We start from the raw sequence: 13,986 nt of genomic DNA, 5'->3' as shown, positions 1-13,986 counted from the left end.
CTCAAATATACTATTTTGTTGTTTCTTTACCTTGGTTTTTCCAGTCAATAAAACTACCGGCGTAATTATAAACTTGATCGAAACCATTTTTTTCTAGGTAAGAAGCTGCAATAGTAGCTCTGTCTCCAGATTGACATTGAATAATGATCTTTTTATCTTTGATATCTGTAGGCAATTTCTTTCTAAAAGAGCCCACAAAACGATGTTCTGCTCCAGGGATATGTTCAGCTTTGAATTCAGAGGAACCGCGTACGTCCAGTAATACCGTGTCGGCATTATCTTTCATCGCTTCAACCGTATCCGCATCGACAAGCTTGGTTTTTTCCAGATCTGCTGTTTCCAAGTCAGTCACAAAACCTTTGATGTTATCTAAACCGATTCGCATCAATTTTCTTGTAATCTCTTCTTGGTTGCCTTCGTCAGCTATCATGACCATGTTTTCATCATAGTCAATCATCCATCCGGCCCAATTTGCCAAGGAATTATTGTTTTGAATATTGATGGAGTCCTTTAAGTGTCCTTTTGCAAATTCGGTTTTATGGCGAGTATCGATTAAGGTGATATCTTCCATTTTTTCAACTTCTTCTACCGATAAGGTAGGATGCTCAGGAACTTCAACCAACAGAGGTCTGTCTACCTTGTTCAATTTCTTCATCATGGCAAAGTAAACAGGGGCTTCAGGTTGGTCACTCAATAGGTAGTTCTTAAATCCTTCGTAGTCATCTCCGAATTGGAAAGCCCAGTTTCTGATTTTTTCATAGCCCACAGTACTGCTGGGAACCGCACCTAAGGCTTTACCACAAGCTGATCCGGCACCATGGCCTGGCCATACTTGCACGTAATCAGGTAAAGCAGCAAACTTTTTCAATGATTCAAACATTTGCTGGGCGCCAATTTCCTTGGTACCAACCAGACCAGCAGCTTCCTCCAACAGGTCAGGTCTACCGATATCACCTACGAAGACGAAGTCTCCGGTAAAAATCATTACAGGCTCTTCGGAAGCAGGATGATCCCTTAACAAAAAGCTGATGCTTTCAGGGGTATGACCTGGGGTATGCATAACCTCTAAACTTAGGTTACCCACTTTGATGACATCGCCTTCTTTCAGCCCTTCATGAGGGAATTCATATTGCCAATTCTCACCACCTTCATCAGAAAGATATAATTTAGCACCGGTTACTTCTGCCAGTTCGCGAGAACCAGCAAGGAAATCAGCATGAATATGTGTTTCAGCAATGTGCGTAATCTTCATGTTATTTTGCTTTGCAATTTCCAAATAGGTATCTATATCCCTTTTTGCATCAATTACAATTGCTTCATTTTTAGCTTGGCAGCCAATAAAAAAACTGGCTTGAGCTAAGGTTTTATCATAAACTTGTTGAAAAAACATAGTATTCCTTTAAAATATTAAATTTATAATTCTGTTAAGTTAATGTTTCTTACTTATTGTTTTGGCTCCAAGATAAAAATCCTCCTTGTAGATCGAAAATTTCTTTTGCCCCCATGTTTTCCAAGATCTTGGCTGCCATATGTGATCGAGCTCCAGAACGGCAATAGATAAAGATTGGCTTTTTAAAATCAATGTATTCTTTAGCCTGATCCATAAAATCAGAAGATTGAACATTAATCAACGTAGAGCCATCAATCTTACCTAATGAATATTCCATTTCTGTTCTCACATCGATGAGTTGAACGTCATTATTTTTTATTTGAGCCTTAAACTCTGGTACTGTCAATAATTTTATCATATCACAAATTTTATACAACAAAGTTAGGTCTATCAATAATCAGTATCCGCTACTTTTGTTACACATCAATTTGTTAATGAGGCAATTTATCTTTCACAAGACCATATAGATAGGTTCCCAGGATTGCAAAACCCGCAACGATCAACATGCTGTACAAACCTGAACCGATCAACACAAAAACTGGCCCAGGACATGCACCCACCAATGCCCATCCAAGTCCAAACAGAATTCCTCCAATGAGGTACCTAGGGATTGATTTAGCCTTCGGAGAAATGCAAACTGCATCGCCATTGACATTTTTCACTTTTTTGCGTTTCAAATATTGTACTGCAGGAACGCCAATCAATAAAGCAGTTGCCATAAATCCAAACATGTGAAAGGATTGAAAGCTGAACATTTCATAGATGCGAAACCATGATGCCGCTTCAGCTTTATACATGACAATACCAAAAGCCACGCCTAATAATATATAAATCAATTTTTTCATGTCTTAAAAAATAAGGGGGAAGAATAAATGAACCATGGCAAGTCCACCGATAAAAAATCCGACAACAGCAATCAGTGAAGGCCATTGTAAGTCACTCAGTCCAGAGATTGCATGTCCAGAAGTACATCCACCAGCATATCGAGTTCCGAAACCGATCAGCAAACCACCAATTGCAAGGATGGCGATGTTTTTAGCGTTTATGGTTTCGAAGATTTCTGTTGGGGAGTAGGCTTTTCCGGCGCTTTCAATTCCTAATTCCTTCAGATCAGAAACTGTCTGTTCGGAAATTTGAGGAATTTGATTGTCGGAAAGAAAATGTGCGGCAAGAAAGCCACCAAACACAGATCCTAGCAGGAACAACAGGTTCCAGATCTGTTTTTTCCAATCAAATTTAAAAAAGCTACAGGAATTGCCTGCCCCTAAGACGGCGCAGATGTTTCTGAAATTGGATGAAAATCCAAAAGTTCTACCTAGTAAAATTAAAGCCAGCATAATAAGGGCGACCAATGAGCCGCCGACGTACCAGGGCCAAGGCCCCATTAATAAATCCATAGTCGTTAAATAAATTTTGTGCAAAAGTACGGTCTTTAAAAAAGTCTTTCAGTAACCAAAGTTACTTATATCCTGAGCAAAACTGCTTCATAGATATGTAACTAATGTAACTAACTCCAAAAAATCTTTCCCTGAACTTTGCGGAAGAAAAATTTATTTATGGAGTATTTAGGATATTTTGCGTCGATTGGAATTGGAATTTCCCTTGGATTGATTGGTGGTGGAGGCAGTATTTTAACTGTACCTGTTTTGGTTTACCTTTTTCATATAGATCCATTATTGGCCACTTCTTATTCCCTATTTATTGTGGGATCTACCTCTGCAGTTGGAGCAATCCCCTATTTCCGAAATAATTTAGTTGATTTTCAAACGGCATTATATTTTGGTCTACCTTCCATTATTACGGTGTTTTTGACCCGGTTATATGTCATAGAGTCTATCCCAAATCATTTGTTTCAAGTTGGCAGCTTTGCAGTAAGCAAAAATATGGGAATCATGCTCCTATTTGCTGTCCTGATGCTGTTTGCGGCGTTGAAAATGATAAAAGGAAACCAGGAAGAGGAGTCTAAGAAATTAAGTCGACGAAGTATCCTGCCATTGCTGTTTCAAGGTGCTGCTGTAGGGTTTATCAGCGGATTAGTTGGTGCTGGAGGAGGATTTTTGATTATTCCAGCATTGATCATCTTTAATCAAATGCCGATGAAAAAAGCTGTAGGCACTTCCCTATTGATCATTGCGGCGAATTCACTTTTTGGTTTCATTGGAAAATTAGACTTCCATTTGATCAATTGGACTTTCCTATTAACCATTTCCGGAATTGCTATTGCAGGCATATTGATCGGTTCAAAACTGAGCCAAAAGATTGATGGAAAAAAATTGAAACCTGCATTCGGTTGGTTTGTTTTATTGATGGGGATTGTGGTCATCATCCAGGAAATAAGCAAGTAAGTCCAAGAATGGAATTTTCACCGATTATTTATTGGCAATTACCGAAAATATATATTGATTGACCTAATCTCGTAGTAGAGAAAGTTGTACAAGTCTTATCTTTGAGTAACAAAAATAACTTAGCAACAAATTGTATATCAAATAAAAACGAACAACTATGTCAATTAAAGAAACATTCTCAGTAACTGGGGAGAACTTATTAAAAAGAATCAAGGATTTAATCGCTGAAGGAAACGTTACGAAGATCAGCATTGCTGATAAGCACGGAAAAGACATTATGAGCTTTCCAGTAACCTTAGGTGTAATTGGAGTTGTATTGGCTCCGATCTTTGCAGCAGTAGGCGCGATAGCAGCTTTGTTAACTGAATGCAAAATTACTGTAGAACGCAGTGATAAACCAGAAGATAAAGACCCTAATGAGGCCGCAAAAACAGAAGAAAACACACAAAGTACGGATATTGAAGTCCACTAATTTCTTAGATTTTTTACTGAACGAAAGAGGCCGTTGGGAAATCCAGCGGCCTCTTTTATATTTTTATCGGTCAAGATTACATCAGGATAGCATCCTTTACCTGAACTTTGGTCCAATATTTACTGAATTTATCAACCGCTCCAAGATGTATTGGGTGATGTTCGTACGTATTGATATCATCCATGGTATTGAAAGTCACCAATAAATAGTAGGAAAAGGAGTTGTCTACGACATCGCGAGCTGTTGTAGGCGCAGGTTTTCCGAACCTCAAGGCTTTAGGTCCTGGAACTTTCTTTAGTTCTTCAAAAAAGTTCATGAAATCTTTCTCCTCCTCAGCAGTGATCCCTTCTTTAAGCCAAAAATACACATTATGTACAATTAGTCCCGACCCCAGCTCATCCTGTTGCGTAGCTGCTGCCGTTGAAGTGGTAGCCGCTGAAGTAGAGTCTGCATTTGAACTTTTGTTGGCATTAGATGATTCATTTGCGCAAGAATTCAATAATGCTCCTGAACTTGCTCCGACTAGAATGGTTGTGATAAAGTTTTTTCTTTTCATGTTTAAAATTTAGATTGATGTAGGTATATAAATATAAGAATTCTTTCTTTTTATTCACTTGATGAACCCTGTAAAAAGAAAAAATTGCACAGGTTTCACAAATGGAAGGAGAAACGCTACAGCGATATTATAATTTTACAAAAGTGGCTAAGCTATTTTTATTATAGAACTTGGAATCAGAAATATAAGACATCAATAATTCAAAATTTTTAAACAATAGTTTAATGTTATTTCAATATTTATAAATGAAAATACTTAGTGTAAACAAATTGATTATTAATAGAATATACGGCACATTCCTTGCTTTAATTCACCGAAAGACAATAAAGAAATCTAGGGTATTTTCCTTTTCAAACTATATATTTGCAGGAAAATTATGCTGCAATTAAATTGATTTATTATTAAACAAATGCAGCTAATAGGTGTTAGTAAGAGATACAATATTAATTATAAAAGGATATTTTTCAGGCTTTGAATAGATTTGGTCGAATTGTATTAAAAACGGTCTTGTGGATTATAGGGTCCATAATAGCTTTAATTTTACTTCTAATTTTTCTGATCCGTCTTCCCTCAGTTCAAAACTATGTGGTTGGCAAGGTTTCGAATTATTTAGAGAACAAGCTTGGAACTCAGGTAGATATTGGCCACATCTATATCAACTTCCCTAAAAAGCTGGAGTTGAACGATGTCTTTTTTGCGGATGAATCGAAGGACACCCTCATCGCGGGAGAATCCCTGATGGTCGACATCAATATGTTCAAATTATTAAAGAACACTGTTGAAATCAACGAACTTCAGTTAAAAGGGATTACTGCCAAAATCAACAGAAAGCTTCCTGATAGTACTTTTAACTTTGATTATATTGTAGCTGCGTTTTCTTCAGAAAAAGAAAGTACACCTACCGCTGACTCTTCTTCTGCCCTAACCTTTGATATTGACAAAGTCCTTTTTGAAAGGATTAAATTTGTCTATAAGGATGATGTGATCGGTACTTCTGCAGATATTTACTTAAATAAGTTTGATACTCGGGTATCTAAATTTGACCTGACGAATAATATGGCATTTGGCATGCCAAATGTAAAAATCGATGGTTTATCTGCTGATATCAAGCAATGGGCAGTAATCAGCTCGCAAGATTCCATTAAAGCATCAGATTTTGGTATTACCGATCAGAGTGTAGAACAAAGCTCCCTACTTCCAAGTATAGATATCAAGACGGTAGACCTGAAGAATATCTTTATCCGATATGATGACAAGGCGATCAATATGCAGAGCAAATTCGACATTAAGAACCTTGCTGGTAATATTGATCAGATTGACCTAAATAAAGAAATCGTAAAGCTGAAAGAAATCAAGCTTTCGCAATCCGATTCTGAGGTTCTATTTGGAAAAACAACAACAGAACACACTTTTGACGATAAGGCTGATACCACAACCTCCTCAGTCAACTGGAAGGTATCTGTTGATAAACTGGCCATTGAAAAGACGAATTTCTGGTTCAAGGATGACAATGAAGCCAGGACCAAGGGAATTGATTATTTTAACCTTAAGCTTACCGATATTGCCGGAGCATTAGATGGGCTCTATTATTCATCTGACTCTATTTCAGGTGATTTAAAAGGATTCACGGTAAAGGACCATTCTGGTTTTGACCTAAAAATGTTGAAGGGTGATTTCGTCTATACCAATACCGGAGCAACCATCAAGGATCTATTGCTTGAAACCCCAAATACCCTGATTCAGGATGAAATTGTCATTTCATATCCATCATTGGATGCTGTTTCAAACAATCCAGCGACCATGAGTATCAATGCCAATATCAAAAAGAGTCATATTGATATGAAAGACATTAGGTTATTAGCTCCTGACCTTGAAAAAGAGGAAGTTATGAAGCCTTTAATGAACAAGCGCTTTTATATTGATGGTAAAGTGATGGGTAAATTGAACGACCTTCGCATTCCTCGTTTTGAGTTCAAAACTTTGAACAATACCCATGTAATAGCTACCGCCCATATTAAGGGGCTTCCGGATGTAGATAAAATGTATCTTGACCTGAACCTGAAAAAATTGGTTACCGGCCGAAACGACCTCAATCAATTAATCGCTCCTTCCCTATTGCCTGATAGCATACAGTTACCTAGGAACATCAGTTTGACAGGTACCTTTAAAGGAGGCATGAACGGTTTTGACACCGACATGAAATTGATTACGGAGCAAGGAAATGCCACGGTTAATGGAAAGTTGAACATGGGTAGAGATACTACCTATAATGCCTTTGTGACGGTTGACAATTTCAACCTGGGCGAATTCCTGAAACAGGATTCTGTTTTAGGCTATGTATCTGCACAAGCCCAAGTAAATGGAACAGGCCTTGATCCAAAGACCATGCAGGCCGATATATTAGGTACGCTGAACCGATTTGATGCGATGGGCTATAGCTATAAGGACATTGATTTTGACCTCACGGCGCGCTCAGGGGATATTGCAGGTACTATAAACAGTCCCGACCCTAACATTGATCTCGATGCCAATATACAAGCAGATATGCGAGGTCAATTTCCGAAACTATATGCTGAAATGATGATTGACAGCATTAATTTCAAGAATTTGAAATTAATGGATCAAGATGTCCGATACCATGGAAAGATTGTGGCCGATTTTGAAAGCCTAGATTTGGATAATCTGAACGGGGCATTATTGGTAACCAATTCTTCAATTGCCTATGAGAAGGACCGCTATGCATTGGATACGATTTCACTGACGGCCCAGGCTGATACCGGTAAAAATACTTTAATATTAAACTCAGAGTTTATGAGTGCCCATTTGACGGGCAGTTATAAACTGACTGAACTGGGATCTTCCATTTCAGATATTATACAGACTTACTATAATCCTTCGGGGATACATCAGAAATATGAATATTCACCACAGCAATTTGAATTTTCAGCACGCTTATATCGTTCTAGGATCGTTAGGGATTTCCTTCCTGAACTGGAAGAACTACAGGATGTAACCTTAGATGGAACTTTCAACAGTGCAGACCGGACATTGATGGCCAAGCTCTTGGCACCGAAGGTCACTTATGCCGGTACTGAGATAGAAAATGTGGGTGTGGATATCATTACAGCCGACAGCACTTTATATTACAATGCCTTGATTGGCCATATCTTAGTTAGCAATATTGAGCTTAGAAATACGGTTATCAGTGGTAGTGTGGTAGAAAACAATGTTGATTTCGGTCTGTGGATCAAAGACAAGGAAGATAAGGAACAGTATCATTTAGGTGCGACCATGTTGGTTGGCAACAATAGCTATAATCTTTCCCTGAAAGAAGATGGACTGATGTTGAACTATGAGGACTGGGATATCGAACCGAACAATGTTATCAGTTTTGGACAGAGAGGTGTTCGCGCTTCTGGCTTTGTTCTGTCCAATGAAGGTCAGGAATTGCGTATTCAATCGCAGGATTCCACTTACAATGCCCCTATTGACCTTAGCTTCAACAATTTTAGAATTGAAACCATCACCGAGATGCTTCAATCTGAAACGCTAAAAGTTGGTGGAGGTATCAATGGAAACGCAACGGTATCTAGGTTTGAGTCTTCTCCAGTATTTGTTTCCGATTTGACAATCGATAAATTCTTCTTTGGCACAGATACCATTGGTAATGTCGCCTTAAAGGTGAACAACATCAAAGAAAATACGTATTCAGCCGATGTCAGAATTACGGAAAACGGAAATGACGTTCATTTGGTGGGTGATGTTATCTCTCCTCCAGAAGGAGATATGCAGATCGATGCTACACTGAACCTTAACCCAATGCGCATGCAAACTATCCAAGCTTTCAGTTTGGGTAATCTGAGGGATGCTCAAGGGGATTTATCAGGTGCGCTGAAAATAACCGGAACTACTTCTGCGCCAAGGATCAATGGTGAGCTGACTTTCCACGATGCCATAATCAATGCATCTATGTTGAACTCCAATATGCGCGCGGATAACCAAAAGATCTATTTTAATGATCAAGGGATTTCTTTCCGTCAGTTTAATTTGGTAGATTCCAAGAACAATGTTGCTCGCTTAAATGGTACTATCAGAACGACAACCTATACAGATTTTATCTTTAACCTGAACTTGACTACCGATGATTTCGAGGTCATGAACTCTACACGTCTGGACAATGATCTATTCTTTGGAAAGATGTATGTGACTTCAAACCTGCGTATAACAGGCGACTTGGATAAACCAAGAATCGACGGTAATGTCAAGGCTAATGACCGGACGGATTTCAACTTTATTGTACCTAATGACGATCCAGGTGTGGCTCAACGCGAAGGTGTCGTAAAATTCGTGGATAAGAGTGATACCGCAAGAGCCAATGTATTTGCTCAACTCGATTCCTTGACTACGGTATCAAGTCAATTATCAGGATATGATATCGCCTTGAACCTGAGCACAGATCCTGATGCAAAATTCAAGGTAATCTTGGATGAAGGAACTCAAGATGCATTAAATATTCAAGGGGTTGCAGAAATCAATACCAGTATTGATGCCAATGAGAAAATCACCATGTCTGGAACCTTTACGGTGGAAAAAGGTGACTATACCTTCTCCTTCGGCCCTATTTCAAAGGATTTCAGTTTCCAAAAAGGAAGTACCATTACATGGAATGGAGATCCATTGGATGCCAGATTAGACATTACAGCTGTTTACTCCGGTAAATTCGCTACACTGGAATTGGTACAGAACCAAATTGGTTCTGAGAGCCAAAACCTTTATAAACAAAGGGTTCCATTCAATGTATTATTGAAATTGACCGGCGAACTGTTTAAACCGCAGATCAATTTCGATATCGATTTGGATGAAAAGAATGCCATAGTTTCCCAAGATGTGGTAAGTAAGGTAAATATTGCCCTTTCAAATATGCGTGAGGATCCTGCAGAATTAAACAAACAGGTTTTCTCCTTGATTGCTTTGGGTCGATTTATGTCGGCTAATCCATTTGAAAGTTTGTCTGGAGGAGGTACAGAAGCGATGGTAAGAAGTACGGTAAGTTCATTCTTGACGGGTCAATTGAACAATTTGGCCTCTGACCTGATCAAGGGCGTGGAGCTTGATTTCAACTTGAATTCTGAAGAGGATTACTTGACCGGAAATGCGGAAACAAGGACCGACCTCAATGTTGGTATCTCTAAGATGTTATTTGATGATCGTTTGAAAATCACGATAGGTTCTAACTTTGAGGTAGAAGGAAATACACGTCCAGGCGAAAAAGCTTCGAATATTGCAGGTGATATTTCCCTAGATTATCAATTATCGAAAGATGGACGTTACTTTGCGAGAGTTTACCGCAAAAATCAATATCAGGCCACCCTACAAGGGCAATTTGTTGAAACTGGTATAGGTTTTATCATCAATATGAGCTACAACAGATTCAGGGAATTGTTTATGAATTCTAAAGCGCTACAGGAATATTATAATACCGACAGCCGTGGGTTCAGAAGAAGATTTGATGTGGAAAGGATGGAAACTGATTCGGTGTACCGTGATTCTGTTCGCATGGTCATCCGTGATAGTTTGATGATCCATAGCCCTGAATTCAGAAAACGCATGGAAGAACGGGAAAAAGAGAGAAAACAGGAAGAGTTGAAAACACAGCCGGATAGCACTGGCCTTCCTATAGATAGCACACATAGAGATACTTCAACAAATACCATTGAACCAAATAAGTCTGCCATTAAAAATGAAGAAGAGGAAGGGGGTAATAATGAAAATTAAGCACCTATTTGCATACTCCTTTGGACTATTGCTTGTCGCAAGCTGTAATCCTACAAAATACATTGCTGAAGGGGACAAATTCTATAAAGAAGGTGATGTTGTCATCCATAATGATACCATTCCTAAAGAGCGAAAAGAAGGTTTTGAGACTTTCTTGGAAAACTCTTTATTGCCCAAGCCAAACAGTAAACTATTAGGGGTTTACTTTAAGGTTGGTCTCTGGAATATGGGTGGAGGCCCAGATACCAGCAATAACTTCGTGAGACGTTGGTTGAAAAAACAAGGTGAAGCCCCTGTCCTATTAAGTGATGTTAATCGTGAATACAACGAAAACCTGCTAAGGAATAAGATGGAAAACCTGGGTTTCTTTACCGCGAGAGTTACCTCTGACACGCTTATCGATGGTAAAATGGCCACTATTCAATATGATGCCTTTCCAGGACCGATCTACAGGATCAATGAGGTTAAATTTGACGTGGATAGCAATAGCCGTTTGGGAAAATCCATCATCGGGACCAAGGACCAGACCTTGTTGCAGCCTGGAAACAACTATAACCTGGATGTTATCTTGAACGAAAGAGACCGGATTGACAATAAATTGAAGGAACAGGGTTATTATTATTTTAGTCCCGATAATTTATTGGTTGAAGTGGACAGTACGATTGGAGACAATAAAGTCGACATGTTCATGACCGTAAAACCGGAAACTCCTAGACAAGCAAAGGAGCCGCAACATATTGGTAATGTATATGTTTTTGCAGATTATAAGGAAACTGCTGGATCCAATAGAAGAAGGGTTCCCAGGAGCGTTGAGAAATATGATGATAAGTTCTATATCATAGACCCGCAGAACAAATACCGTAAAAAAGTTTTGGCCAACCACCTCTTCTTGGAACCAGAACAGATGTACAACCGTTGGAACCATAACATGACCATCAATCATTTGGTGAACCTGAACACCTTCAAATTCGTAAAGAACGAATTTGTGGATAGCCCTGATTCTACCGATCATTTGGATGTGTACTATTATTTGACACCAATGGAGAAAAAATCCATTCGTTTGGAGCTGGTGGGTAAAACTGCCGCCGTTTATAATGGTACGGAAGTAACTGCCAACTGGACCCTAAAGAATGCTTTTAAAGGATTCGAGAACTTAACCGTATCTGTTTTTGGGGGGTATGAGACCCAAACAGGTGGAAATGTAAACTTAAATTCTTCCTATATCCGTTATGGTGCCGAAGTAGGGATTACCTGGCCGCGCTTGCTTTCTCCTTATAAATGGACTCCAGGGAAACAATATATACCTAAGACATTCTTAAAAGCGGGTTATGAATTCCTGAACCGTAGGACCGCCTATACCTTGAATTCAATGACCTTAAACTATGGTTATGCATGGAAGGAAAACCAGCAGAAAGACCATAATCTAACGCTTGCCGAGATCATCTATGTTCAACCTCGTGGTATTTCAGATGAATATAGGGCGCAGATGGACACCGTACCTACCCTACGTCATATTGTTGACCCGCAATTCTCCTTTGGTCCAAATTACGTGTATACTTTCACGAATACGATGGAGAACAAAAAGCATACTTTCTATGCCAAAGCAGGGTTGAACACCTCAGGAAATATCCTGGGACTGATTCAAGGGGCGAACTATAATGAAGGAAAAATCAAGGAACTATTTGGCACTCCATATTCGCAATTTATTAAAGCAGAGGCTGATTTAAGGCATTATTTAAAGATTACTCCTACTTCAACCTTGGCATCCAGGATAATGATCGGAACGAGTTATTCCTACGGAAACTCGCGTTCTCTACCATATTTAAAGCAATATTTCACTGGAGGCCCCAATGGTTTAAGGGCTTTCAGGGCACGTGCGGTCGGACCGGGTTCATCCCTACCGGAAAACTTGGGAGAGGAAAACTTTTTTGCTGACCAAACTGGTGACTATAAACTAGAATTGAACACGGAATATAGAGCCAAGATTGCAGGAATGCTACATTGGGCCGCTTTTATCGATGCGGGTAACGTATGGTTGCAAAACAAAGATGAAAACAAGCCTGGAGGTCGTTTCAGTAAAGATTTCTTAAGTGAGTTAGCTGTTGGTGGAGGTTTAGGATTAAGGTTAGATTTAGATTTCTTGATTATCCGTACAGACTTTGCCATTCCATTTAGAGTTCCATATCGTCCTAAAGATGACCGTTGGGTATTTAAATATATCGACATACGGGACAGAGATTGGAGAAGAGATAATCTGGTGTTTAACCTAGCGATAGGTTATCCATTCTAGAAAAAAGAGCTGTTTAATAAACAGCTCTTTTATTTTGCCTGAATTATCCACTTTTAATAAAAATTAGGCTGGTTTATCCCTTTGATTTTTTCTGATTTTCTTTCAAGAAATTTGCATTGTAATTATTGATTTACATTAAATTGACGCTATTTAGCCTGCGATTGAGGATTATTTTTGTTAGATTTAGTGGAAATAAACATAACCCTTAACTATATGAAAATAACCGTAGTTGGAGCAGGGGCAGTTGGAGCAACGACCGCTGATAATCTGGTAAGAAAAAATGTAGCAGAAGAAATCATCTTGTTAGACATTAAAGAAGGATTTGCAGAGGGGAAAGCCCAAGACATGATGCAAACTTCTGCCCTTTTAGGATTTGATTCAAAGATAAAAGGTGTTACCAATGATTATTTAGCAACAGCAGGTTCAGCAGTGGCCGTGATTACTTCTGGAATTCCTAGGAAACCAGGTATGACCAGAGAGGAATTGATCGGTACGAACGCAAATATCGTAAAGACTGTAGTTGAAAATCTAATCAAACATTCTCCAGATATCATCATACTGATTGTTTCCAATCCGATGGATACAATGACTTATTTAGCTTTAAAATCTAGTGGATTGCCTAAAAACCGAATCATCGGTATGGGCGGCGCATTGGATTCTGCACGCTTTAAATATCAAATCAGTGATAAATTAAATGCATCAGCCAATGACCTGAATGCCATCGTAATTGGTGGTCATGGCGATACCACGATGATTCCACTGATCAAACATGCGACTTGGAACAGCGTACCGGTTGCCGATTTCCTAACTGAGGAAGAAGAGCAAGAAATCGTGAAGAAAACCATGGTTGGAGGCGCCACATTAACTGCTTTAATCGGTACTTCTGCTTGGTATGCACCAGGCGCAGCAGCAGCAGCGATGGTAGAAAGTATAGTTCACAACCAGAATAAATTATTCACGGCTTCGGTTTACCTAGAGGGAGAATATGGACAGGAAGACATCAATATCGGTGTTCCCGTTATCATCAATAATAAAGGTTGGGACAGAATAGTGCCGATGAATTTATCCGCGGAGGAAGAAGAACTGTTCAAGGCAAGTGCAGAGGCTGTACGCAAAATGAACGATGTTCTTTATGCCGAAGGGGTACTCAAAAAATAA

Annotated in this window: 10 protein-coding genes; 5 read left to right on the top strand and 5 right to left on the bottom strand. The window is 39.1% G+C overall.

Annotated features, from left to right (window positions below):
• Positions 1 to 10: 10 nt before the first annotated feature.
• From NMK93_RS05685 to NMK93_RS05670, 4 genes are all read right to left on the bottom strand, one after another.
• Positions 11 to 1,390, bottom strand: coding sequence for a rhodanese-like domain-containing protein (locus tag NMK93_RS05685; protein WP_185217253.1), 1,380 nt, complete (start codon positions 1,388 to 1,390; stop codon positions 11 to 13).
• A gap of 49 nt (positions 1,391 to 1,439) precedes the next feature.
• The gene (locus NMK93_RS05680) at positions 1,440 to 1,748 is read right to left on the bottom strand and encodes a rhodanese-like domain-containing protein (protein WP_185213597.1); all 309 of its coding nucleotides are present in this window, start codon (positions 1,746 to 1,748) and stop codon (positions 1,440 to 1,442) included.
• A 73-nt stretch (positions 1,749 to 1,821) separates the two neighbouring features.
• Positions 1,822 to 2,235, bottom strand: coding sequence for a DUF6691 family protein (locus NMK93_RS05675; RefSeq protein ID WP_185213596.1), 414 nt, complete (start codon positions 2,233 to 2,235; stop codon positions 1,822 to 1,824).
• Positions 2,236 to 2,238: 3 nt separating this feature from the next.
• Positions 2,239 to 2,787: a YeeE/YedE family protein gene (locus tag NMK93_RS05670; protein WP_254528275.1), complete on the bottom strand. Its 549-nt coding sequence runs from the start codon at positions 2,785 to 2,787 to the stop codon at positions 2,239 to 2,241.
• Between the two features lie 159 nt (positions 2,788 to 2,946).
• Between NMK93_RS05670 and NMK93_RS05665 the strand changes: the two genes are divergently transcribed.
• Together NMK93_RS05665 and NMK93_RS05660 are read left to right on the top strand one after the other, a co-directional pair.
• Positions 2,947 to 3,735: a sulfite exporter TauE/SafE family protein gene (locus tag NMK93_RS05665; protein WP_185213594.1), complete on the top strand. Its 789-nt coding sequence runs from the start codon at positions 2,947 to 2,949 to the stop codon at positions 3,733 to 3,735.
• Positions 3,736 to 3,892: 157 nt separating this feature from the next.
• Positions 3,893 to 4,207 (top strand): DUF4342 domain-containing protein, encoded by a 315-nt coding sequence (locus NMK93_RS05660; protein WP_185213593.1) that lies wholly within the window; start codon positions 3,893 to 3,895, stop codon positions 4,205 to 4,207.
• Positions 4,208 to 4,283: 76 nt separating this feature from the next.
• Here NMK93_RS05660 and NMK93_RS05655 read toward each other — a convergent pair whose 3' ends face one another.
• Positions 4,284 to 4,763: a Dabb family protein gene (locus tag NMK93_RS05655; protein WP_185213592.1), complete on the bottom strand. Its 480-nt coding sequence runs from the start codon at positions 4,761 to 4,763 to the stop codon at positions 4,284 to 4,286.
• A 585-nt stretch (positions 4,764 to 5,348) separates the two neighbouring features.
• Between NMK93_RS05655 and NMK93_RS05650 the strand changes: the two genes are divergently transcribed.
• The 3 genes from NMK93_RS05650 to NMK93_RS05640 all read left to right on the top strand — a co-directional run bounded on the left by NMK93_RS05650 (position 5,349) and on the right by NMK93_RS05640 (position 13,986).
• A complete protein-coding gene (locus NMK93_RS05650; RefSeq protein WP_254528272.1) occupies positions 5,349 to 10,538 on the top strand; it encodes a translocation/assembly module TamB domain-containing protein in 5,190 nt (1,729 codons plus the stop codon).
• Entirely contained in the window at positions 10,504 to 12,828 is a 2,325-nt protein-coding gene (locus tag NMK93_RS05645; protein WP_185217256.1) for a BamA/TamA family outer membrane protein, read from the top strand. The genes NMK93_RS05650 and NMK93_RS05645 overlap by 35 nt, the downstream gene beginning before the upstream one ends.
• A gap of 213 nt (positions 12,829 to 13,041) precedes the next feature.
• The gene (locus NMK93_RS05640) at positions 13,042 to 13,986 is read left to right on the top strand and encodes a malate dehydrogenase (RefSeq protein WP_185213589.1); all 945 of its coding nucleotides are present in this window, start codon (positions 13,042 to 13,044) and stop codon (positions 13,984 to 13,986) included.

It is taken from the genome of Sphingobacterium sp. LZ7M1, assembly GCF_024296865.1.
Classification (GTDB): domain Bacteria; phylum Bacteroidota; class Bacteroidia; order Sphingobacteriales; family Sphingobacteriaceae; genus Sphingobacterium.
This window is presented reverse-complemented; position numbering and strand designations above follow the sequence as displayed.

Bases quoted from the DNA above. Each gene is read 5' to 3' on its own strand.
- NMK93_RS05675 (WP_185213596.1), bottom strand. From the start codon at position 2,235: ATGAAAAAATTGATTTATATATTATTAGGCGTGGCTTTTGGTATTGTC.
- NMK93_RS05640 (WP_185213589.1), top strand. From the start codon at position 13,042: ATGAAAATAACCGTAGTTGGAGCAGGGGCAGTTGGAGCAACGACCGCT.
- NMK93_RS05665 (WP_185213594.1), top strand. From the start codon at position 2,947: ATGGAGTATTTAGGATATTTTGCGTCGATTGGAATTGGAATTTCCCTT.
- NMK93_RS05680 (WP_185213597.1), bottom strand. From the start codon at position 1,748: ATGATAAAATTATTGACAGTACCAGAGTTTAAGGCTCAAATAAAAAAT.
- NMK93_RS05670 (WP_254528275.1), bottom strand. From the start codon at position 2,787: ATGGATTTATTAATGGGGCCTTGGCCCTGGTACGTCGGCGGCTCATTG.
- NMK93_RS05655 (WP_185213592.1), bottom strand. From the start codon at position 4,763: ATGAAAAGAAAAAACTTTATCACAACCATTCTAGTCGGAGCAAGTTCA.
- NMK93_RS05660 (WP_185213593.1), top strand. From the start codon at position 3,893: ATGTCAATTAAAGAAACATTCTCAGTAACTGGGGAGAACTTATTAAAA.
- NMK93_RS05685 (WP_185217253.1), bottom strand. From the start codon at position 1,390: ATGTTTTTTCAACAAGTTTATGATAAAACCTTAGCTCAAGCCAGTTTT.
- NMK93_RS05645 (WP_185217256.1), top strand. From the start codon at position 10,504: ATGAAGAAGAGGAAGGGGGTAATAATGAAAATTAAGCACCTATTTGCA.